The sequence below is a fragment of the Testudinibacter sp. 'clade 2' genome (assembly GCF_006227735.1).
Classification (GTDB): Bacteria; Pseudomonadota; Gammaproteobacteria; order Enterobacterales; family Pasteurellaceae; genus Chelonobacter.
Genome location: NZ_VDHB01000120.1, coordinates 1 through 22,705 on the forward strand (window position 1 = coordinate 1; position 22,705 = coordinate 22,705).

General features: G+C 45.9%; 24 protein-coding genes. 15 read left to right on the plus strand and 9 right to left on the minus strand.

The window, feature by feature from the left end; all coding sequences use genetic code 11:
- The first annotated feature begins 622 nt into the window (after positions 1 to 622).
- A complete protein-coding gene (locus FHQ30_RS09570) occupies positions 623 to 1,195 on the plus strand; it encodes a UPF0149 family protein (protein WP_139610346.1) in 573 nt (190 codons plus the stop codon).
- Between the two features lie 50 nt (positions 1,196 to 1,245).
- On the opposite strand, the gene FHQ30_RS09575 is transcribed toward FHQ30_RS09570, so the two are convergent.
- Together FHQ30_RS09575 and FHQ30_RS09580 are read right to left on the minus strand one after the other, a co-directional pair.
- Positions 1,246 to 1,530 (minus strand): helix-turn-helix domain-containing protein, encoded by a 285-nt coding sequence (locus tag FHQ30_RS09575; protein ID WP_139610345.1) that lies wholly within the window; start codon positions 1,528 to 1,530, stop codon positions 1,246 to 1,248.
- A 182-nt stretch (positions 1,531 to 1,712) separates the two neighbouring features.
- Positions 1,713 to 4,277, minus strand: coding sequence for a penicillin-binding protein 1A (locus FHQ30_RS09580; protein WP_139610344.1), 2,565 nt, complete (start codon positions 4,275 to 4,277; stop codon positions 1,713 to 1,715).
- A 163-nt stretch (positions 4,278 to 4,440) separates the two neighbouring features.
- Here FHQ30_RS09580 and FHQ30_RS09585 point away from each other — a divergent pair, with 163 nt between their 5' ends.
- The 8 genes from FHQ30_RS09585 (at position 4,441) to FHQ30_RS09620 (ending at position 11,046) form a co-directional block, all read left to right on the plus strand.
- The gene (locus FHQ30_RS09585; RefSeq protein ID WP_139610343.1) at positions 4,441 to 5,328 is read left to right on the plus strand and encodes a type IV pilus biogenesis protein PilM; all 888 of its coding nucleotides are present in this window, start codon (positions 4,441 to 4,443) and stop codon (positions 5,326 to 5,328) included.
- Positions 5,312 to 5,908, plus strand: a complete 597-nt coding sequence (locus FHQ30_RS09590) for a hypothetical protein (RefSeq protein ID WP_139610342.1) — start codon at positions 5,312 to 5,314, stop codon at positions 5,906 to 5,908. Before FHQ30_RS09585 ends, FHQ30_RS09590 begins: the two co-directional genes overlap by 17 nt.
- Complete coding sequence (locus FHQ30_RS09595) at positions 5,895 to 6,452, plus strand: hypothetical protein (protein ID WP_139610341.1); 558 nt, start codon at positions 5,895 to 5,897, stop codon at positions 6,450 to 6,452. The genes FHQ30_RS09590 and FHQ30_RS09595 overlap by 14 nt, the downstream gene beginning before the upstream one ends.
- Positions 6,445 to 6,846: a pilus assembly protein PilP gene (locus FHQ30_RS09600; protein ID WP_139610340.1), complete on the plus strand. Its 402-nt coding sequence runs from the start codon at positions 6,445 to 6,447 to the stop codon at positions 6,844 to 6,846. The genes FHQ30_RS09595 and FHQ30_RS09600 overlap by 8 nt, the downstream gene beginning before the upstream one ends.
- 22 nt (positions 6,847 to 6,868) lie before the next feature.
- Positions 6,869 to 8,221 (plus strand): type IV pilus secretin PilQ, encoded by a 1,353-nt coding sequence (locus FHQ30_RS09605; protein WP_267963747.1) that lies wholly within the window; start codon positions 6,869 to 6,871, stop codon positions 8,219 to 8,221.
- Positions 8,222 to 8,506: 285 nt separating this feature from the next.
- Positions 8,507 to 9,040: a shikimate kinase AroK gene (gene aroK, locus FHQ30_RS09610; protein WP_139608673.1), complete on the plus strand. Its 534-nt coding sequence runs from the start codon at positions 8,507 to 8,509 to the stop codon at positions 9,038 to 9,040.
- A gap of 34 nt (positions 9,041 to 9,074) precedes the next feature.
- Entirely contained in the window at positions 9,075 to 10,166 is a 1,092-nt protein-coding gene (aroB, locus tag FHQ30_RS09615; protein WP_139610338.1) for a 3-dehydroquinate synthase, read from the plus strand.
- A 4-nt stretch (positions 10,167 to 10,170) separates the two neighbouring features.
- Positions 10,171 to 11,046 carry a Dam family site-specific DNA-(adenine-N6)-methyltransferase gene (locus tag FHQ30_RS09620; RefSeq protein ID WP_139610337.1) on the plus strand — a complete coding sequence of 292 codons (876 nt, stop codon included), beginning with the start codon at positions 10,171 to 10,173 and terminating at the stop codon, positions 11,044 to 11,046.
- Here FHQ30_RS09620 and FHQ30_RS09625 read toward each other — a convergent pair.
- Positions 11,021 to 11,329 (minus strand): DciA family protein, encoded by a 309-nt coding sequence (locus FHQ30_RS09625; protein ID WP_139610336.1) that lies wholly within the window; start codon positions 11,327 to 11,329, stop codon positions 11,021 to 11,023. The genes FHQ30_RS09620 and FHQ30_RS09625 overlap by 26 nt on opposite strands.
- 142 nt (positions 11,330 to 11,471) lie before the next feature.
- On the opposite strand from FHQ30_RS09625, the gene secM reads away from it, so the two are divergent.
- From secM to mutT, 3 genes are all read left to right on the plus strand, one after another.
- On the plus strand, positions 11,472 to 11,798 hold the full coding sequence (secM, locus tag FHQ30_RS09630; RefSeq protein WP_132967655.1) for a secA translation cis-regulator SecM: 327 nt from the start codon (positions 11,472 to 11,474) through the stop codon (positions 11,796 to 11,798).
- Between the two features lie 100 nt (positions 11,799 to 11,898).
- Positions 11,899 to 14,595, plus strand: a complete 2,697-nt coding sequence (gene secA, locus FHQ30_RS09635; protein WP_139610335.1) for a preprotein translocase subunit SecA — start codon at positions 11,899 to 11,901, stop codon at positions 14,593 to 14,595.
- A gap of 61 nt (positions 14,596 to 14,656) precedes the next feature.
- The gene (gene mutT, locus FHQ30_RS09640) at positions 14,657 to 15,088 is read left to right on the plus strand and encodes an 8-oxo-dGTP diphosphatase MutT (protein WP_139610334.1); all 432 of its coding nucleotides are present in this window, start codon (positions 14,657 to 14,659) and stop codon (positions 15,086 to 15,088) included.
- Positions 15,089 to 15,175: 87 nt separating this feature from the next.
- Here the strand turns inward: mutT and FHQ30_RS09645 are convergent, their stop codons facing one another.
- The gene (locus tag FHQ30_RS09645; protein WP_139610333.1) at positions 15,176 to 16,378 is read right to left on the minus strand and encodes an aspartate aminotransferase family protein; all 1,203 of its coding nucleotides are present in this window, start codon (positions 16,376 to 16,378) and stop codon (positions 15,176 to 15,178) included.
- Between the two features lie 164 nt (positions 16,379 to 16,542).
- Between FHQ30_RS09645 and FHQ30_RS09650 the strand changes: the two genes are divergently transcribed.
- From FHQ30_RS09650 to FHQ30_RS09660, 3 genes are read left to right on the plus strand one after another with little or no spacing between them, the layout of a single operon-like run.
- Entirely contained in the window at positions 16,543 to 16,815 is a 273-nt protein-coding gene (locus tag FHQ30_RS09650) for a type II toxin-antitoxin system TacA family antitoxin (protein WP_267965299.1), read from the plus strand.
- Positions 16,816 to 17,316, plus strand: a complete 501-nt coding sequence (locus FHQ30_RS09655; RefSeq protein ID WP_267963745.1) for a GNAT family N-acetyltransferase — start codon at positions 16,816 to 16,818, stop codon at positions 17,314 to 17,316.
- Between the two features lie 55 nt (positions 17,317 to 17,371).
- Positions 17,372 to 17,608: a helix-hairpin-helix domain-containing protein gene (locus tag FHQ30_RS09660; RefSeq protein ID WP_139610331.1), complete on the plus strand. Its 237-nt coding sequence runs from the start codon at positions 17,372 to 17,374 to the stop codon at positions 17,606 to 17,608.
- Here FHQ30_RS09660 and tldD read toward each other — a convergent pair.
- The 5 genes from tldD to FHQ30_RS09685 all read right to left on the minus strand — a co-directional run bounded on the left by tldD (position 17,605) and on the right by FHQ30_RS09685 (position 22,701).
- Positions 17,605 to 19,050 (minus strand): metalloprotease TldD, encoded by a 1,446-nt coding sequence (gene tldD / locus FHQ30_RS09665; protein WP_139610330.1) that lies wholly within the window; start codon positions 19,048 to 19,050, stop codon positions 17,605 to 17,607. The two genes, FHQ30_RS09660 and tldD, sit on opposite strands and share 4 nt — an antisense overlap.
- A gap of 39 nt (positions 19,051 to 19,089) precedes the next feature.
- Positions 19,090 to 20,568, minus strand: a complete 1,479-nt coding sequence (gene rng, locus FHQ30_RS09670; protein ID WP_139610329.1) for a ribonuclease G — start codon at positions 20,566 to 20,568, stop codon at positions 19,090 to 19,092.
- 192 nt (positions 20,569 to 20,760) lie between these two features.
- The gene (gene murA, locus FHQ30_RS09675; RefSeq protein WP_132967661.1) at positions 20,761 to 22,038 is read right to left on the minus strand and encodes a UDP-N-acetylglucosamine 1-carboxyvinyltransferase; all 1,278 of its coding nucleotides are present in this window, start codon (positions 22,036 to 22,038) and stop codon (positions 20,761 to 20,763) included.
- Between the two features lie 65 nt (positions 22,039 to 22,103).
- Positions 22,104 to 22,358, minus strand: coding sequence for a BolA family protein (locus FHQ30_RS09680; RefSeq protein WP_139610328.1), 255 nt, complete (start codon positions 22,356 to 22,358; stop codon positions 22,104 to 22,106).
- 28 nt (positions 22,359 to 22,386) lie between these two features.
- Positions 22,387 to 22,701, minus strand: a complete 315-nt coding sequence (locus FHQ30_RS09685) for an STAS domain-containing protein (RefSeq protein ID WP_139610327.1) — start codon at positions 22,699 to 22,701, stop codon at positions 22,387 to 22,389.
- Positions 22,702 to 22,705 lie beyond the last annotated feature (4 nt).

Consider the following 22,705-nt stretch of genomic DNA (forward strand, 5'->3'; position numbering starts at 1 on the left):
CTATTTATTTGGTTATTTAATCTTGAATACTGAAAGCCATAAAGTTATTTGTCCAAAATTAGATAGTTTAAAAGAAACAGAAAAATTTGAAGAATGCCTATCATTAACAAAAAATGATTTAAAACCTATCGGATTGAACGAGCTATATCAAAATAAATAATCTTTATAGTATTCTTCTATAGCACAGGTTTATCACTTACTACTCGTTATTAACTATAACTTTTATCATTTAATCGATTTCTATGTTGTTTTTTATCCGAATATGCTATGTTTAAACGGTGCTTAGAAAAGCGATGAATCTCCCAGATCGCAGGCGGAAATCTGAAATAGCGGTTTCTTTGATCGTGTGTAGGTGTGGGGAGCCCTACCTAAGCACACATTCTTTTTATAAACTTCTAGATGAAGCTCCCACTATTGACGCAAGTTTACAACTTGCACCTTTTTTGCCTTTGATTTATAAACAAAATCTAATAATCGTTATTATTTTTCAGCACAAATTACAAACTTGCGTTATCAGTAGTATTGCATTACCGAACAGATGATTAAAAATATTATAGAGCAAATACCTTGCAAAATGACAGCTTATACATGATAACTCGATAATGAAACGGAGAAAAACCTTATGCAACAATTAGATGAATCTTTAGAAGATGAAGAATTAGCATTATTAGATGATTTACTGTTGGAATATGGAGCGGAACGTGAGAGTGGTTATAATATTTTAAGCTTAAGCGAATTAGACGGCTTACTTACTGCCATCCTTTCCAGCCCTGAACTGGTTGTACCAAATCAATGGCTGCCTGCTATTTTTGATGAAAATGCACAAGAAAGCATACCCGATGAGAATACATTTAATCTGTTATTGTCTTTAATTTTCCGTCATTATAATGATGTGATACAACGTTTAAACAGTCCGTTATTTTATGCTTATTTTGAGGAAAGCACTAATGATTTCATAATTTTAGATTCGTGGTGTTCAGGCTATATTATTGGTGCCAAAGTCTCCGGTTGGGGGAATCTACCCGATAAAATCCAAGAGCAATATGATTTAATTCGTTCATTCGCTTATTTTAAGGGCGACGATCTTAATTTAGATGATCACCCTTCTGCCAAAGAGACACAAGAATGCGCCGCAAAAGTCGAACAGGCTGTGATGGCAATTTATCAATATTTTCTTACCTTGAGGAATAGATAACAGTATGCATTATCTTCTTCAGTGTGCGCCACACTTCAAGTTGTTTGGTGTTAATCATTGGCCAGCACCTCTGCAATACTCTTCGGCATGGGTTTCGCCGCTGGTTTGGTTAGATCATGAAACGGCTTTAAATCCGCTACAATTTGCCAAATCATCAGTAGCTGACGCAGGGAGATTTGTCCGGTGGTTTCAAATTTTTTGATAGTCGCTTCCGGCACAAGGCAACGTTCGGCAAGGGCTTTCCGCGAAAGTTTTTTTTCCTTACGTTTTTGGCGCAGATAGGTTGCAACTGATTGTTGAACATCGTAAGCGGATAAAAGGGATAGCTTATTCATAAAACTCCAAATAAGACATAATAATATCCAACTATACTCCTTTTGGGCAATAAAAGATATAATAGTATCTTTTATCATTACTATTTTTCACGACAGACATATTGATTCTGGCAGAATTTAGCACTTATGATTAATGGCGCAAGTCATAAACTTGCGCCATAGTTTCCTCTTTTAAGCAGAAATTAAAATAATTCTTCTACCTGAGGGGGTTTGCCGTCACCGGGGTTGACCATAATTTGGTAGCCTTGTTCTCTGATATAACGGCGAGTTGGTTCGGTGCCTTTGATGAAATATTCAACTCGTCCGCTGTCGCTGAGCAAACCAGTGGATTTATCGATCCGTTTTTCAATGATATTAGGTGGTGGTGGGTCGGCACGCTCCGGTACGTTTGCCAACGCTTGTTTCATATATTCCTGCCATGCCGGCATCGCAGTGCTGGCGCCGGCTTCGCCACGTCCCAATTCATATTTATTATCATCAAAACCAACATACACCGCTGTCGCAAAATTAGCACCGTAACCGGCATACCAAGCCACTTTCGAGTTATTGGTAGTACCGGTTTTTCCGCCGAGATCCTTGCGTTTGATTTGACTTGCCATACGCCAGCCTGTGCCGTTCCAACTGCTACCGGCTTCACCATAAACGCCAGACTGTAAGGCGCTACGGATTAGAAATGCCAATTCACCGCTAATCACCCTCGGAGCGTATTGTTTTTCTTGATTTTGTGTCATTGATTGCGCCAGCAACTGCGGACCATCTTGTAGCTGGGTATTGGCAATTTGCAATTCAGGAATGTCCGGCACGGTTTCCGGCTGCTGATCCGGATCACCTTCCAGATTTGAATTATCTGCGGTGTTCGATTGCACATTATTTTGCAGCGAGTCATCTAATATCTCCAACTTTTGCTGCTCACCGTAGATCACCGGAATATCATTACAACTGAAACAAGCCAGTTTCGGGTTGGCAAGATAGATCTCTTTGCCTTCGTTATCCAAAATCTTTTCGATAAGATAAGGATCAATCAAAAATCCGCCGTTATCAAACACGGCATAACCACGCGCCATTTCTAGTGGTGTGAAAGATGCGGCGCCTAACGCCAGTGCTTCCGTTGCTTGGTATTGATCGCGTTTAAAGCCAAAGCGCGGCAGGAAGTCGGCTACATAATTGATTCCGACCATTTGCACCGCACGCACCATCATCACGTTTTTCGATTGTGCCAGCCCTTGGCGTAAACGCAGTTGTCCGTCGTAGCGATTAGGGGAATTCTTTGGTGACCATGGTTTTTGTCCCGGCAGCCGAATCGTAATCGGGCTATCGTTCAAAATGGTCGCCAAGCTCAAACCTTTATCCATTGCCGCAGCATAGATAAACGGTTTAATCGACGATCCGACTTGTACCATCGATTGGGTGGCACGATTAAATTTACTCTGACCAAAACTGAATCCCCCAACAATCGCTTCAATTGCCCCATTATCGCTGTTGAGTGATACCAAAGCGGAATTGGCCAATGGTAACTGTCCTAACATCCACTCCTGCTTACTGTTCTGGCGAATCCAAATTTGTTCGCCTACGTTAATCTTTAAGTTAGAGGCTGTAGCGCCCGCCCATTTCATCGCAGATAACGGCAACTGCATTCGCTCACCGGATGTCAGCAATAGTTCAGCCCCACTACGATCGGTTTTCATCACCGCTGCCGGAATCAATGGCTCGCTGTTCGGTATTTTTTTCAAAAAGCCGATAATCCGCTCTTCTTCCCAAGGGCTTTCGCCACTTTTCCATAACGGCGCACCGCCACGATAGCCGTGGCGCATATCATAATTAATCAAATTATTGCGCAACGCAATTTGTGCATTCAATTGATCGCTCGAATCCACGGTGGTGTAAACTTTATAGCCTTTGGCATAGGCATTTTCTTCACCGTAGAGTTTCACCATCTCTTGACGCACCATTTCGGTCACATAATCTGCTTGAAAATCCAGCTGACTACCGTGATAACTCGCCACCAGCGGCTCGTCTTTTGCTTGTTGATACTGTTGCTGCGAAATATAATTTTCATCCGACATCCGTGCCAACACCACATTGCGCCGCTCGGTCGCACGCTGCAAAGAGTAAAGCGGATTCATGGTTGACGGCGCTTTCGGTAAGCCGGCGATCATTGCCATTTCGCTTAATGTCAGCTGGTTTAGATCTTTACCAAAATAGGTTTTGGCGGCGGCGGCAACACCGTAAGAGCGGTATCCTAAATAAATTTTGTTCAGATACAAACTCAAAATTTCATCTTTGCTGAGATTTTTTTCGATTTCGATGGCTAAAATGGCTTCTTTTACTTTTCTGACCAGCGTTCTTTCCGGGGTCAAAAAGAAGTTACGCGCCAATTGTTGCGTAATGGTGCTGGCGCCTTGCGATGCCCCGCCGTCACTGATGGCTACTTTTAATGCACGCGCAATCCCGATCGGATCCAGCCCATAATGGGTATAAAAACGGCTGTCTTCCGTCGCCAAAACGGCATCGATCAACGGTTTTGGAATCTGTTCCAAGGTAACCGGAATCCGGCGTTGCTCGCCGACTTCACCGATTAATTTCCCGTCAGCGGTATAAATCTGCATTGGTTGCTGCAACTCGACGGTACGTAGTGCTTTAACATCCGGCAAATCCGATTTAATCTGAAAATAGGCGACTGCCAACACCACACAACCCAAAATAACCAACGTTAATAGGGTACTTAATATTAATTTTGCGATCTTCACCGAAAATTTCTCTCTAAAAAGTCAATAATCCAATATTTTTACGCCACACTTACTGCCATAAAAAGCTGCCATAAAACGCAAAGTGCGGTTTGCCCGCCTACAATTAAGCACAACGATACTATTTTACACACACTATGGCAAATAATGAGGATATTTTTATACAATGAAGCTACTTTTTCAGCGCTCAAGCTATGCGATCGGTCTCCATAAGAATCGAGAACACATCGAAATTGCATTTTTCAATGATGAGCAGCAGCCCTGTTTCGAGCGATTGCCTTGTGAGCAGCTGTCGCAACTGCCACAATTATTAAGATTACAATTTGCGACAAAACTCCGCCGTCAAGCCAAGTTTATTTATATTGCCTGTCTGGAGCCACGTTTATTGTGGCAAAAACACCTGCTGTTGCCACACATTAAACAGCCACACGAATTATATCGCCAAGTGCGGTTGATTCTACAACAGCATTTGCCGATTGAAGAACAATTGCTGCAATTTGATTTTAGTGTTAGCCCGTTGCAACATATTGGCACTGAACGGCAAATTGATTATGTCCAGATTTATGCCGCGAAAAAACAGAATATTCAGCAACAGTGTGAACAATTTTTACCACTGCACTTGGATATATTGGATTTTCATGCCCACGCCCTGCTACGGGCATTTCACTATTGCGCTGAAATTCAAGGTGAGATTATCCGCAATGAAAACACGCTGTTTATTTACCAAGACGAGCAACACAGCATTTTGCTGCAACAGCGGCAGGATAATTTAGTCCAATTTTACCGCCCTTCACAGCCACTGACCGCACTTTTACAGGCATTCTGGCAACAACAGCCGCCAAGTGAAACCTCTAGCCAAGAGAATATGTGCTATCTGGTGTATGCTGACCCGAATTCGCTGGCGGCACTGCAACAAGATTGCCAGCCTGCCCCGCTGATTGCGATCGATTCACAGCAATATCCCTATTTTGTCGCATTGGGCTGTGCACTACGACAGCAACATAACTTCAAACACTTGAGCAAGGTGAATCGCTACGATGCAAGCCGAAATTAACCTGCTCGATTGGCGCAGCAAGCAGCTAGACCGCCAAATGTACACTTTTATTATCGCACTGTTTGCTGTGTTGTGCCTTGCGGCACTGGTGCTGTGGCAACTGTTTGACTATCAACAGCTATTACAACAGAGCTTGTCACAACAAAGCCAAGCCCAAGCCACACTTCGTGCGGAAAACCAACGGCTGCAACAACAAATCAATCAACTGCAACAAGCTAATAGCAGTGAAAGTGCGGTGTTTATCGTTCCCGATCAAACGATTTTTAACCGATTTAGTGATTTTTTAAGCCGTCTGCCACTGTCACAAGGGCGCTTATCCAGTGCCTCGATTAGCGTGCAGCCCCCGTTCGATTATCAAATATTGCTGCAAGGTTCAACCCCCTCCGAACAAGAGTTTGAACAGTTGCGCCATAGTTTCGAACCTTATTTTGCCGAATATCCGCTGCTGCTCAACCATCGGCAGCATAAGTTAACGATTAAATTGGAGCAGTTCGATTTAAACCATCAGCAACTGGAATTTCATTTTGCCTTGCGTTGGCAGCGTGCAAAAACGGAGGAAAAAACCGATGACACGCCTTAAACTCTCGCCCTATTCGCCACCTGCCCGCTTGGTTACAGCGCCATTGTGGCTGAAATCGTTATTTGCTATTGCGTTAGTATTGCTGCTCTGCACTTATCCTCTGTCAGAAATTGTCCGCCTACAGCAGCAATTGCATGACACCTCACTTAGTTCCGCCGATTTACAACATCAACAGCGACAAAAACAGCAAATTGTTTCGCTATTAACCCGCAAAGCTGAACAGATCAACGCCCAACTGGCGCCACAAACCGCAGCCAAAATTGCCACACTGAATCAGCGCTTACAAAGTGCGGTCGCAAGTTTCAGCGCACTCAACATCGAACAACAGCACTGGCAATTTTCTCGTTCTCCGTTGTTACAATTGGAGTTACAGGGCAGTTTTTATGATATTTCACACTTTGTAGCCGCGCTACAGCAGCAATTCACTGAATTAAAACTGTTAAACCTGACGCTACAACACACAGAACAGCAGCCTGCCACCCAGGCTATTCTCAATTTACTTTTTTCTGAGGACACGATTGATAAGGAGATTGCCGATGACTAAATCTTGCCTGACCGCACTTTTACTCGCCTGCGCCTGTTTTGTCGGCGCCAATGAGCGCTTTAATGATCCGTTTTCCCCAATTTCTCAGACAGCGTTAAGTCAACTTGCCGAACCGATAACCGCCGAAAATCGACTGCTCCAACACACCAGCTGCAATATCAACAGTCTGTTATTAATCGACCATTTCCCGTTAGCGCAGCTGAAGGTTATCGGCTTGATTCATTATGCAAATCATAGCGTAGTGCTTTGGTCTACCCCCGACAACGTGATTATCGACAGCCGTTTAAATGACGTCATAGCACAAGATCAATGGCAAATCACTGCCATCGAAACACGACGTATCGTACTGCAACGTTGTCAAACCCCGTCGCTGCAACGCAGTATTCCGTTGTGAATCTGTCATGGAGAAAAACCTTATGCCTCGTTTACGCCTAGTATTGCTCTATTTTTTGCTTCAAACCACTGTAGTTGCTGCAAGTGAAAACAGCACAAACCGCACTTTTGCGCTCAGCTTAAAACAAGCGCCGCTTATCAGCACCTTGCAAGCATTAGCTCAGCAGCAGGACGTTAATTTAGTGTTGGACGACAGTCTGAAAGGTCATATCAGTCTGCATTTAAAACAGACCTCATTTGAGCAAGTGCTGCAAGCTGTTGGCAAGATTCATCAATTGGAGATCGAAAACCTCAACGGTGACTATTTTGTCAGCCCACGTCAAAACTCATCAAGCAGCTCAGTCAGCACTGTTGAAACCACACTTGAGTCAACACCTAAACTGCAAACCGTCAATATTCCGTTGCGCCACGCAAAAGCCGCTGAACTGATACAATCACTCACCGGCGGCAATGGTTCGTTTTTATCACCTCACGGCAGCATTAGTTTTGATGAACGTAGCAATAGTTTGATTATTCAAGAAAAATCAGAAAACATAGCGTCTCTGCGCAAGGTTATCACGAGTTTGGATCAACCTGCCAGACAAGTGTTAATTGAAGCACGGATCGTTACCATCAGCGACGAAAGTTTGCGCGAATTGGGCGTGCGTTGGGGCTTGTTCGAACCTAGCGGACAAAGCCACCGCATCGCTGGCAATTTGAATGCCAACGGTTTTGCCGAGATTGACAATAATTTGAACATCAATTTCGGCAGCGAATACAGCAACGCCGCCAGTGTTTCACTGCAAGTCGCCAAAATCAACAGTCGCTTGCTGGACTTGGAACTGACCGCACTTGAGCGCGAAAACAATGTTAATATCATCGCCAGTCCGCGTCTTCTGACCACCAACAAAAGAAGCGCCAGCATCAAACAAGGCACTGAAATTCCTTATATAGTGAATAATAGCCGCAACGAAACCCAAAGCGTCGAATTTCGTGATGCGGTGCTCGGCTTAGACGTCACTCCGCATATTTCACACGACAACACTATTTTGTTGGATTTGATGATCAGCCAAAATTCGCCCGGCAACAGTGTGGCTTACGGCAACCAGCAGATGACCACCATCGATAAGCAGGAGATCCAAACCCAAGTGTTCGCTCGGCACGGTGAAACCATCGTACTCGGCGGTGTCTTTCACGACACCTTGGTTAACGGGGAAAACAAAGTGCCGCTGCTGGGCGATATTCCGGGGGCCAAACGGTTGTTCGGCAACGAAAGCAAACGCTACGCCAAACGTGAATTGGTGATTTTTGTTACACCACATATTGTTGATCAACAACAAAATCACCCCAATGCCGTTAGCGGTCACCCGACACGCCCATTTCGCTACGGCTTTTAAAGCGGCAAACCGCACTTTTGTGTCAACTTGGTTATTTTTGTGAATTAAAAAGGCAAATATCAAGATAGAAGGTTGAAAACTGGGTCGATTTCTTGCGATAATTACTCCCTTAAATTAAAAGTTGAAGCTCATGGAGTATTTTTACCGTTTAAGCTGCCACGATTCTCTGATGAATGTCCTGCGATGAATCCGGCGAAGAAATCTCCCTTTCTTGAAATTCCTTCAACAACGTGTTTGCATCGGCAAATCTCATTAACCATTTAATTAACAAGAATATAAAATAACATGGCTGAAAAACGTAATATATTTTTAATCGGTCCGATGGGTGCGGGCAAAAGCACCATCGGTCGCCAATTGGCACAAATACTCGGAATGGATTTTATCGACTCTGACAACGAGATCGAACAACGTGCCGGCGCTGACATCAGTTGGATTTTTGACGTAGAAGGCGAAAACGGCTTCCGCAAACGGGAAGAACGGATTATTAATGAATTGACCCAACTGCAAGGGGTGGTGCTTTCCACCGGCGGCGGCGCAGTGCTATCAAAAGACACACGCAACCATTTATCGGCTCGTGGCATCGTAGTCTATTTAGAAACCACGGTCGATAAACAACATCAGCGCACCCTGCGCGACAAAAAACGCCCGCTGCTGCAAGATGTGGACGATCCGCGCAAAGTGCTGGAAGATCTGGCCAAAGTGCGCAATCCGTTGTACCAAGAGATCGCCGATATTACCATGAGTACCGACGAACAAAACGCTAAAACCATGGCAAACCAGTTAATCGATCGCTTGGAAGCTTTTTCCTCCGTTAATTAGCTGATCATTCTCACCACCAACCTGAGAGCGCAACATGATTGAAGTCAATGTCGAACTGAAAGATCGCCGTTATCCGATTAGAATCGGCAGCCATATTTTGGCGGAAAGCAGCAGCTACGCCCCGTTAAAGTGCGGTGACAAGGTGATGATTGTCTCCAATCCGACCGTTGCGGAACACTATCTGGCAACCGTCAGCGACAGTCTCAACCGCTTGGGCTGTCAAGTTTCCTCAGTGTTGATTCCTGACGGCGAGCAATACAAAACGCTGGACTCACTCAATCTGATTTTTACCGCACTTTTGCAAGCTAATCACGGACGTGACACCACCATCATCGCACTGGGCGGCGGTGTGGTTGGTGATGTTGCCGGATTTGCTGCCGCTAGTTACCAACGTGGCGTGCGTTTGATGCAGATTCCAACCACGCTGCTGTCACAAGTGGATTCCTCCGTCGGTGGTAAAACCGGCGTCAACCATGCACTTGGGAAAAATATGATCGGCGCATTTTATCAACCTTGCGCAGTGATTATCGACAGCGCCAGCTTAGATACCCTGCCAAAACGTGAAGTTTTTGCTGGCTTAGCGGAAGTGATTAAATATGGTGCGATTCTGGATTTGGCGTTTTTCGAATGGTTGGAACAACATATTGATGACCTGGTGAGCTTGCAGCCGCAACAATTGCACTATTGTATTCAACGTTGCTGTCAGTTGAAAGCCGATGTGGTTGCCCGTGATGAAACCGAGCAGGGTGATCGCGCATTGCTGAATCTAGGACACACTTTCGGGCATGCGATCGAAACCCATTTGGGCTATGGCAGTTGGTTGCACGGCGAAGCCGTAGCAGTCGGTATGCTAATGGCAGCGGATCTTTCGCATTTATTAGGCAATTTAAGTCACCAAGATGTGTTCCGTCTGGAAAAATTACTGGTACGCGCCAATCTGCCGACGGTTTCGCCGGATGGCATGAGCGCAGATGATTATCTGCCGTTGATGATGCGCGACAAAAAAGTCTTGGCAGGCAAATTACGTTTGGTGTTGTTACAACGTTTGGGGCAAGCCTACGTCACGACCAATAGCGATTCGGCATTAGTCAGACAAGCCATCAACCATTGCAGTCAGTTCGACTAAAACCATGTCGTCCACTAATCCTCTGTTGAAACACCGCCCTTTTTTAAAATGGGCAGGCGGTAAATTCCGCCTGACCGATGAGATCAACAAATTATTACCGAAAAATAAAAAGGTGCTGATTGAACCTTTTGTTGGTGCCGGTTCAGTTTTTCTGAATACGCACTTCCAGCACTATATTTTGGCAGATTTAAATGCCGATTTAATCAATCTGTTCAATACGGTGAAACAGGATCCGCAGCACTTTATTGTGGAAAGCCGCAAACTGTTTCAGCACCCCGATGCCAACAGCGCTGATTTTTATTATGCCAAACGCGCTGAGTTCAACCGCACTTTGGATATTTTTCAGCGCTCGGTGCTGTTCCTGTATTTAAACCGTTTCGGTTATAACGGGCTTTGCCGCTATAACAGCAAACAGCAGTTCAATGTGCCGTTCGGCGCTTATCTGAAACCCTATTTTCCAGAGCAAGAGATCCGTTATTTTAGCCAAAAAGCACAAAACGCCGAATTTATCTGCGTCGGTTTTCACGACAGTTTTGAATATACCGACCGCAACAGCGTGGTGTATTGCGATCCGCCTTATGCGCCGCTGTCGCAAAACTCGAATTTCACCCACTATTCCGGCAATGGTTTTAGCTTGGAGCAGCAGCAACAGCTAGCCAATCTGGCTAAACATCATGCGGAGCATCGCCGCACAACGGTACTGATTTCTAACCACGATACGCCGTTTACTCGCCAAATTTACCACGGCGCCGACATAACACCACTGATGGTGCAACGCCACATCAGCCAAAACGGTGAAAATCGGATAAAAGTGAATGAACTGATTGCGATTTTTCGTGCTAGTCGGCGAAAAATCAAAGTGCCGCCAATTCAGGATTAATATTAAACACCAGCCGTTTGACCGCAGGAAATGCTTGCTGCACCAACGCCAGTAACTCTGCTTGACGAAACAGAATCCCTTGTCGCAACGTTGCATTTTGCACTTCACAATACAACACCTCATCGCGAATATTCGCCACCCGAAACCGCCCTTTAAACTCTGGTGGAAAGCATTGTTGCAAAGTGCGGTTCAGATCGCCCAACAGTAAACTGCGCCGTGCAATTTCCGCCAATGGGCTTTTCTCGACAATGTCGGTGATATTTTTCATTTTATTGTAACGCATGGCTTGTTTTGCGGAGATTCGCCCCTATTTATTTGTGAATGAACAGTATCCGCCGGATTTGATGTATGACATTCTGCCGACGATGCTCTATAATAGCACAGCATTTTAAATAACCGCATGTTGCCGAAGGCATTAATCACTGATGAACTTGTTGCACGCATACCGTCACCGCAAACCGCACTTTTGGTCGCAATTCCTGTTGGGAATTATTGCGATTTTAGCCGTGCCGGTCAGTGCTGTCGGCAACCCAACACAGCAAAACGATAATCAAGCCTACCAACAAATTCAGCAGACAACACAAACTCGGCAGATTCAAAGCGCTTTTTATCAACAAGCACAATATCAGCCAGAACCGCAACAAGCCGTTCCGACAGCCACAGTAGCGCCACAAACCGCACTTTTTGTTGTCATCGCTTCTCTTTCCGAATCTTTACCGCCGATTCGAGCCGGTCCGTTTGCCACTGTTTAATCCGCAACAAACCGCACTTTAACCTGAGTAACGGCGGTAAAATAAGATTCTCGTTTGCAACTGCAAACCGATTAATGACTCCTTTGATGAAGATAAAAATATGTTAAGAACTATTGCAACCAAATTATTTGGCAGCCGTAACGATCGCGTGTTACGTCGCCTGAACAAACGTGTCCACCAAATCAACCAATTGGAAGCCGAATACCAAGCACTGACCGACGAACAACTAAAAGGCAAAACTGCCGAATTCAAAGCACGCTTGGAAAAAGGCGAAAGCCTAGAAAAAATTCTGCCGGAAGCCTTCGCTACCGTGCGTGAGGCTTGCCAGCGTACCTTAGGTATGCGCCCATTTGATGTACAATTGCTCGGTGGCATGATCTTAAATGATCGCTCAATTGCCGAAATGCGCACCGGTGAAGGTAAAACCCTAACCGCCACACTTCCTTGTTACCTCAACGCCCTGACCGGTCGTGGCGTGCATGTGGTGACGGTCAATGACTACTTGGCGCGCCGCGATGCGGAAACCAACCGCCCGCTATTCGAATTTCTTGGTATGACGGTCGGTGTCAATATTCCGGGCTTATCCCATGAACAAAAACGTGCTGCCTATGCCGCCGATGTGACCTATGCCACCAACAGCGAACTGGGTTTTGATTACCTGCGTGATAATCTGGCGCATTCACCGGAAGATCGTTTTCAACGCCCGCTGTATTATGCGTTGGTCGATGAGGTGGATTCGATTTTAATCGATGAAGCCCGTACCCCGCTGATTATTTCCGGTCAGGCAGAAGACAGTTCCGAGCTGTATATTGCGATTGATAAACTGATTCCCAAATTGGTATTCCAAGAAAAAGAGGACAGCGAGGAATATCAAGGCACTGGTGACTACACCCTGGATCTGAAAAACAAGCAGGCATTTTTAACCGAGCGCGGACAAGAGAAGATAGAAAATTTGTTAACCGAAGCCGGATTGATGAAAGAAGGAGACTCGCTCTATTCGCCATCAAGGGTTACTTTGCTGCACCACGTTTATGCGGCGTTGCGCTCGCATACCCTGTTTGAACGCAATGTTGATTATATTGTTAAAGACGGCGAAATCGTGATTGTTGACGAACATACCGGGCGTACGATGCAGGGACGCCGTTGGTCTGAAGGTTTGCACCAAGCGATTGAAGCCAAAGAAAACGTTAAAATTCAGAGCGAAAATCAAACGACCGCATCGATTACTTACCAAAACTATTTCCGTTTATACGAAAAATTAGCGGGCATGACCGGCACGGCAGATACTGAAGCCTTTGAATTTCAACAAATTTACGGCTTAGAAACGATTGTGGTGCCAACCAATCAACCGATGATCCGCGATGACCGTACCGATTTGATGTACCAAAACGAAGAAGACAAATTCAATGCGATTGTCCACGACATCAAAGAAGCCATCGCCCGGCAGCAGCCGGTGTTGGTCGGCACAATCTCGATTGAAAAATCCGAATTGCTGTCGAACACCTTAACTAAAGCCGGGATTAAACATAACGTCTTAAACGCCAAATTCCATGCACAGGAAGCGGAAATCGTCGCCGATGCCGGCGTGCCGGGCGCAGTCACCATCGCCACCAATATGGCGGGGCGCGGCACTGACATTGTGTTGGGCGGTAACTGGCGTGCCGAAATCGCTAAATTGGATAATCCGAGCGAAGAGCAGATCACCAAAATCAAAGCCGATTGGAAAGAACGAAATAAAATTGTGATGGAGGCCGGTGGTCTGCACATTATCGGCACCGAACGTCATGAATCACGCCGCATCGACAACCAGTTGCGTGGTCGTTCCGGACGTCAAGGTGATCCGGGTTCTTCCCGTTTCTATTTGTCGTTAGACGATGCCTTAATGCGGATTTACCTCAACGAAAGCAAGTTGAATATGATGCGCAAAGCCTTCAGCGAACCGGGCGAAGCGATGGAATCCAAATTGCTGGCAAAAGTGATCGCCAGCGCACAAGCCAAAGTGGAAGCACACAACTTCGACGGGCGTAAAAACCTGTTGCAATTCGATGATGTTGCCAATGATCAGCGCCATGCTATTTATGCACAACGTAATGATTTGCTCGATCACCAAGATATTTCCGAAACCATCAATGTGATTCGTGAAGACGTGTTCAACAGCGTTATCGATCAGTACATTCCACCACAATCGTTGGAAGAGCAATGGAATGTGGAGGGCTTGGAAACCCGTCTGCAAAACGACTTTGCCCTGAGTTTACCACTCAGTAAATGGCTGGAGGAAGATAACCACCTGCATGAAGAGAACCTGCGCGAACGTATTCTGGAAGCTGCGATCAACGAGCATAAACGCAAGGAAGAGATGGTCGGTGCTGAGAATATGCGTTCATTTGAAAAAGGCTTGATGCTGCAAATTCTGGACGAATTGTGGAAAGAGCATTTGGCGGCAATGGATCACCTGCGCCGTGGGATTCATCTGCGTGGCTATGCGCAAAAAGATCCGAAGCAAGAATACAAAAAAGAGTCGTTCCAGATGTTTACCGAAATGCTGGACACCTTGAAACTGACCGTGATTAGCACCTTGAGTAAAGTGCAGGTGCGCACGCAAGAAGAGGTGGAAGAAGCCGAGCGCTTGCGCCGTGAAGCTGCCGAGCGTCAGGCTGCTGCGTTGCAATACCACCAAAACGGGGAGCAACAGGGTGAAACTGCGGACACGGATGAGATGCCGAAAGTCAGCCGTAATGCACCTTGCCCTTGTGGCTCGGGTAAGAAATATAAATATTGCCACGGCAAAATTAAGTAACCCGATCAACGCCCGACCACTCTGCAAATAGCCTTGGTCGGGCTAAGAACATAGGAAAACCATGACCGCACTTACTCAAAAAGCCGTGAGCAAAAAACCGCTGATCAAAGTTGCTGTCGGCATTATTCGTAACGAATTCCAACAAATCTTTCTGACACGACGCTTAGAAGGCAAAGACTTTGCCCAAAGCTGGGAGTTCCCCGGTGGCAAAGTCGAAGCCAATGAGAGCCCGGAACAGGCGCTGCGACGTGAATTGGAAGAAGAGATCGGGATTATGGTGATCAAAGCCGAACTCTACGAACGTTTTCAATTCGAATATCCGAAAAAAGTGATCGAACTCAGTTTTTACCTGATCGAAGAGTGGCTAAACCAACCCTTTGGTCGTGAAGGACAAGACGGTTTTTGGATTGAACAACACGCCTTGGACAGCGGGCAATTCCCACCGGCAAATAAGAAAATTATTGAACGGCTATTGAGCGAGAAGCCGGGTTGATTATCCTGCCATAGACAAAGAGATCATAACAAAGTGCGGTTTGTTCACACCACAAAACCGCACTTTGCTTATTCTAGACTACGTTCATTATGCTAAAGAATCGACCATTTGCTCAAAACGCTGAATGCCCAACGCAAACTCCTCGTCACTGATATTCAGCGACGGCGCAAAACGCAGCACATTAGGGCCGGCAACCAGCAACATCAGCCCAAACTGATTGGCTTTATTGCGCAATTCCGCCGCTTTATCCTGATATTCTGCTGTCAGTTCCGCCCCGATTAACAGCCCTAAGCCACGTACAGTAGTGAACAGTTTGGCTTTTTGGTTAATTTTTTCCAGCGCTTCAATCAACTGTTTTGAACGCTGTTGGACTTGCTGTAAAAAGTGCGGTTGACTGATCATGTCCACGACCTTCACCGCCACCGCACAAGCCAACGGATTACCGCCAAATGTGGTGCCATGCACGCCCGGCGAGAAACTTTTTGAGATTTTATCGCTGGTCAACATCGCACTGATCGGAAAGCCATTGGCAAGCGCCTTGGCGGAGGTCAAAATGTCCGGCACGACCCCGTAATGCATATAGGCAAAAAACTCTCCGCTGCGCCCGATACCGGTCTGGACTTCATCAAAAATCAGCAGCGCTTGATATTGATCACACAACTGGCGTAACCCTTGTAAAAATGCCTGTGTCGCCGGCAATACCCCACTTTCGCCCTGAATCGGTTCGATAATCACAGCACAGGTGTGATCGTCGATCACCGCTTTTACGGCATCTAAATCATTAAACGGTACATGGACAATATCTGCCGGTTTCGGTCCGAAGCCATCGGAATACTTAGGTTGTCCACCCACGCTGACCGTAAACAATGTTCTGCCGTGAAAGCTCTGTTTAAAAGAAATAATTTTACTTTTTTGATAACCAAAATGATCGACCGCATAGCGACGTGCCAATTTCAGTGCCGCCTCATTGGCTTCTGCCCCAGAGTTGGCAAACATCACACGCTCAGCAAAAGTGAGCTCAATTAATTTTGATGCCAGCTCCAACGCCGGTTCACTGGTAAACCAGTTGCTTGAGTGCCATAGCGTTTCCCCTTGCCGCTTCAACACCTCCACCACCTCATCCGGGCAGTGCCCTAATGAATTGACCGCCACACCACTGGTAAAATCGATATAGTCCTTGCCGTCTTGATCCCAAACCGTGCTGCCTTTACCTCTGACCGGAATAAAATCCGCCGGGGTATAATTCTGAATTAAAACCTGATCAAACGTTGCTCTGGTATATTGTGTCATACTGCTTCCTTTTGCTTACTACTGTTAATTAGGGTCTAAAATAAAACGATTTCTGTCGGCAAGCAACTGTTATCTCGACAAATCGCTACGCTTGCTTTGTACGGCAAATTGACGGATAATAATTTAGACAAAATAATTAACAGGATAATATAGCGGGGATAATGATGACTATCAATAGCGCACGGTTGGAAGCAAGAATCAGCAAGGATTTGCATACATTAATCAAACACGCAGCACAGTTAGAAGGACGAAGTCTAACTGATTTTATCATTACCGCAGTTCAGTCTGCTGCGCAAAAAACCATTACTGACACTCAAGTTTTGCAACTTTCTATCAATGATCAGGTTCGTTTTGCTGAGGCGCTGTTCTTACCGCCAGCACATAATTCAGCAATGGAAAAAGCGCTTGAACAGCATCATCATTTATTGGAAAAATAAATGATGACAACTGAGACCTATCGTATTATTCCGTTAAATTCAACCTTTGATCGAAATAGTTTTGATTGTGACTCTGAACCATTGACGCATTATTTCCGACATTTTGTCACACAAGATATTAAAAGAAAATTGACTAACTGTTTCATTTTGACCAACACCACGCATCAAATTATTGGTTATTATACCTTATCGGCGCATAGTATTTGCTTGAGCGATCTCCCGCAGCAAATGAAGAAAAAATTGCCACGCTACCCAACGATTCCGAGCATAAAAATGGGTAGATTAGCCGTCAATCAGCCCTTTCGCGGGCAAGGATTTGGCGGTGTTTTATTGATTGATGCCTTAAAACGCGCGGCAAATAGCGAAATAGGCGCCTACGCTTTATTGGTTGATGCAAAAGATGATAATGCAGTCCGTTTTTATCAACACTACGGTTTTATCTCCTTGTTGGATAAAACAGATACCCTATTTTATCCACTGATTAATTTCAAAACCGTTTAATTTATCATAAAACGGCGATCATAAAACGGTTGTCATAAAGCGGAAGGAGAATATTATGCCATTCACCCCAACAGAACGTGACCAGTTATTAGCCTTAAAAGGAGTGGGTTCTACCGTTATCCAACGCTTAGAGCAGCTTGGGATCGATTCATTTGAACAGCTTGCCAAAGAGCGGTCTGAAGAGATTTGCCGCCAAGTCGCCGAAGCCCTTGGCAGCCGTTGTTGGAAAAACAGTCCACAGGCAAAAGCAGCGATTGACGCTGCAATTGCTTTAGCAAAATACAAAAGTTAATTAGTGCCGCCGACCGTGATTTGTTCAATTTTTAACGCCGGTTGGCCAACACCGACCGGAACGCTTTGTCCCTCTTTACCACAGACACCAATACCCGGATCAAGCTCAGATTCATCGGCAACCATCGACACATTTTGCATCACTTCAATTCCACTGCCGATCAGTGTTGCGCCAACCACCGGTTTGGTGATTTTGCCTTTTTCAATCAAATAGGCTTCCGCAGCAGAAAAGACGAACTTGCCGGAGGTGATATCCACTTGCCCACCGCCAAAGTGCGGTGCGTAGATGCCTTGCTCCACTGAGGCGATCAAATCTTCAAATTTACTTTGCCCTGCCAGCATATAGGTGTTGGTCATGCGTGGCATCGGCAAATGGGCGTAAGATTCGCGCCGTCCGTTACCGGTTGGTGCCACGCCCATCAAACGAGCATTCATTTTGTCTTGCATATAGTTGCGCAAAATACCATTTTCGATTAATACGTTACGCTGAGTCGGCACCCCTTCGTCATCAATAGTCAAAGAACCACGACGATCCGCCAATGTGCCGTCATCGACTATCGTACACAGCGGCGAAGTCACTAATTCACCGATTTTACCACTGAACAGTGAGGATTTTTTGCGATTGAAATCGCCTTCCAAACCATGCCCGACGGCTTCATGCAACAATACGCCCGGCCAGCCTGCCCCCAGCACCACCGGCATCATTCCTGCTGGCGCTTGCACCGCACTGAGCTTCACTAGCGCCTGACGAACGGCTTCTTTGGTAAACCATACTGTTCGGCTAACGCCTTGATGGTCTTGTAAAAACCATTCTAGTGAAAAACGCCCACCACCACCGGCACTGCCACTTTCGCGTTTGCCCTGCTGCTCAACCAATACCGACACCGAGAGCCGCACCAACGGACGGATATCTGCCGCCAACGTACCGTCTGTCGCTGCCACTAAAACCTCTTCATAAAGCGCATTTAAGCTAGCAGAAACTTGAATAACACGCGAATCTTCAGCACGTGCGGTTTGATTGACCAAATGCAGCAGCTCGATTTTTTTTTCGCGGCTTAAGCTGTGCAACGGGTCAAGTGCGGTATAGCGCATCGGTGCGCTGACCGAATGCAGGGCAATCGGCTTGATCAGCGAACTGCTAGCCTGTGCGATGCCTTTTGTCGCCTCGATACATTGCAGCACTTGTGGCGCACTGATCTGATCGGCATAAGCAAAACCGGTTTTCTCACCGCTGACCGCTCTGACACCGACGCCTCGATCAATATGAAAACCGCCCTCTTTGATAATGCCGTCTTCCAATGACCAGCTTTCCTCAATCGAAGACTGAAAATAGAGATCCGCATAATCAATTTGTCGGCTGGAAAAATGATCCAATAAATTCGCCAACTGAGCAATAGAAAGTTGACTTGGTTCTAATAGGGACGCTGAAACTTTACTTAGCATAATTTCTCTTTATTTTTATTAGGGTCGGTTGATGTTTGTCTACATGATGACAACATCAAATTGTTCTTGATTGTAAAACACTTCGGTTTTCACCTGCACCTGTTTACCGATAAACACTTCCAACTCAGCCAAAATCCCGTGCGCCTCTTCGTTGATCAAATAATCCGCCACCGCTCTTGAGGCATACACCAAAAATTGCTCACTGTCGTATTGATGGTGGATTCGCACAATTTCACGCACAATTTCATAACTGACGGTTTCCACCGTTTTCAGACTGCCACGCCCTTTGCAAGCCGGGCATTCGGTGCACAGCACATGCTCTAAACTTTCGCGGGTGCGTTTACGGGTCATCTCCACCAAGCCCAGTTGGGTGAAACCGTTGACGCTGGTTTTAACCCGATCACGCGACAGCGCTTCGTTCAACGACTGCAACACCCGCTCGCGATGCTCTTCGCTTTGCATATCAATAAAATCAATAATGATGATGCCGCCCAGATTGCGCAGTTGCAGCTGTTGTGCAATGGTTTGGGTCGCTTCGACATTAGTATTAAAAATTGTCTCTTCCAAATTACGATGACCAACAAAACCACCGGTATTGATATCAATCGTGGTCATGGCTTCGGTTTGTTCGATAATCAAATAGCCGCCGGATTTCAAATTCACCCGTTTTTCCAGCGCACGCTGAATCGCATTTTCTACGCCGTACAAATCAAACAACGGCGGATTACCGGTATACAGCGACAGGCGCCCGGTGAGTTCCGGCATAAATTCTTGGCTAAACGTTTCCACTTCTTGAAAAGTCAATTTCGAGTCAATTCGAATCAAATCAATTTGTGTGCCGACAAAATCACGCAGCACGCGCTGTGCCAGTGCCAGTTCGCCGTAAAGCATTGAGCGGGTTGGGTATTTCCCTTTGCGTTCCATCACTTTGCGCCATAGCCGTTTCAAAAATTGCGCATCCTGCTTCAACTCTTCTTCCGAGCAACCTTCAGAAGCCGTTCGCACAATGAAACCGCCCAATTCATCACAATATTCCGTGACCAGTGCTTTTAAGCGCAACCGCTCTTCTTCACTTTCAATCCGTTGCGATACGCCAACATGACTATTTTCCGGCATAAATACCAAATAGCGTGACGGCAACGTAATATCTGTGGTTAAACGTGCACCTTTGGTTCCAAGCGGATCTTTCACCACTTGCACGATAATATCCTGACCTTCACGCACCAACTCACCGATATCTTTGACCACAAACTGCTTTTTTTCGGATTCATCCACACATTCGGTGTGCGAAACGATATCGGAGGCGTGCAAAAATGCTGCCTTTTCCAAACCGATATCGACAAAAGCCGATTGCATGCCGGGCAGCACCCGCATCACTCGCCCTTTATAAATATTGCCGACCAATCCTCGCTTGGCTTCGCGCTCAATGTGCACTTCTTTCAGTACACCGGTGTCGAGCAACGCAATTCGAGTTTCGTTCGGCGTTACATTCACCAATAGCTCTACACTTGATGTCATACAATTCATACTTCTTCTTAAAATGAGTGGCTTATATTCTAGCTTAAAACCGCACTTGGCAAAAATGAGATTTCGATTATTTTAGAGTCTGTTGCTTTTTGTTTATAATTTGAGCTATAACCCTAGCAAACACAAAAAACCCGGACTTAAACCGGGTTGTATAATCTATTTCAGAGCGCTCGGAAACTGCCATCAGGCTTCGGTTTCGCTGTCAGAAAAACGCTCGATTCTGGCACCCAGTCCGCGCAACTTCTCTTCAATGTGTTCATAGCCGCGATCAATATGATAAATGCGATCAACGATAGTTTCGCCGTTGGCAATACAGCCCGCCAACACCAAGCTGGCAGAAGCACGCAAATCGGTTGCCATCACTTCAGTGCCGTTTAAATTGCGCACGCCGTAACAAATAGCGGTATTACCTTCAATATCGGCTTTTGCGCCCATGCGTATCAGTTCAGGAATGTGCATAAAACGATTTTCAAAAATAGTTTCGGTGATAATTCCCGTGCCTTCAGCCACCATGTTTAACAGGGTAAATTGTGCCTGCATATCCGTCGGAAAGCCCGGATGTGGTGCCGTACGTACGTTGACCGAGCGTGGGCGATAACCCAACATGTCCAAGGTGATGGTGTCTTCAGTGATATCAATCTGAGCCCCGGCTTCGCGTAGTTTTTCAATCACCGCATCTAAAGTAGAAGCACGAGTACCACGACAAACAATGCGCCCGCCAGAAATCGCCGCAGCAACCAAGAACGTGCCGGTCTCAATCCGATCCGGAATAACATGGTGCTCGCCACCGCCCAAATGCTCGACGCCTTCGACGGTAATCATATCGGTCCCTGCACCGGTGATTTTCGCACCTAATTTATTCAAGAAATAAGCCGTGTCAGAAATTTCCGGTTCGCGTGCAGCATTTTCAATAATCGTTGTGCCTTTTGCCAAAGTCGCCGCCATCATCACAGACAAGGTTGCACCGACGCTGATTTTATCCATCACGATGTTGGCGCCTTTCAGACGTCCATCAACAAAGGCTTTAACATAGCCGTCTTCCAATTTGATTTTCGCCCCCAGTTTTTCCAAACCGGAAATGTGCAGATCAACCGGACGAGCGCCGATGGAACAACCACCCGGCAACGAAACCTGCCCTTGGCAAAAACGTGCCACCAGCGGCGCCAACGCCCAAATAGAAGCACGCATGGTTTTTACCAACTCATAAGGGGTGACAAAATTATCAATGTTGGAAGCGTCCAGATAAACCGTATTTTTGTCTTTTCGCTCAACCGTCACCCCTAATTGGCTTAAAATTTTCAGGGTGGTAGTAACATCTTTCAAATCGGGGACGTTGGTCAGTGTAACCGGTTCCTCCGCTAAAATTGCGGCGAACAGAATCGGCAAGGCCGCATTTTTAGCGCCTGAAATATCAACACTGCCTTTTAAACAGGTTTTCCCGTAGATTCGAAACTTTTCCATTTTTTTTCCTTTATAATTGGATTCACAATTTGGCTTGATATTTGGCTTAGCAATAGGCTGGTCGGTTAAAGACCATTTAATAAACAGGCTTTACGCCATTTTTCAACGGTAAAGGTTTTAATCGATAACGCATGAATTTCATTGGTCGCAATATACTGCATTAGCGGCGCATAAATCAATTGTTGCTGTTTGACTTTGCTCATCAAAGCAAATTCATCGCTGACGGCGGTCACGCTGAAATGTGCATTTTCGCCATTGACATAAACCTCAGTCAAATCCAATTGTTCACGCAAAATATCTTCGATTGCTGCTGCATCCATGATGTTGTTATCCCTTGTATCCTTTTGATTACGGCTGTATAAACGCTTTTAACCACTGATCTAAATCGTATAGCTCGGCAAAATCCAGTACCAAGTGCGGTACATCAACCAATTTTACCTCGCCAAGCTTAGAATAGCGGTGAAGAATTTCACATATTAACACAAAACCGGCAGAATCCACTGTCCCAAGTTGATTTAACTTAATCTCAAGACAAGATTTTTGAGTCTGAAACAACGAAGCGCGCTGCTGCCACAACGGCAACAGCGTGCTTCGCGTCAAATCTCCCGCCAGTTGCAAACAGTACGCGTTTTCGCTACTGCTTATCTGCCACTTGAACGTCAATCAA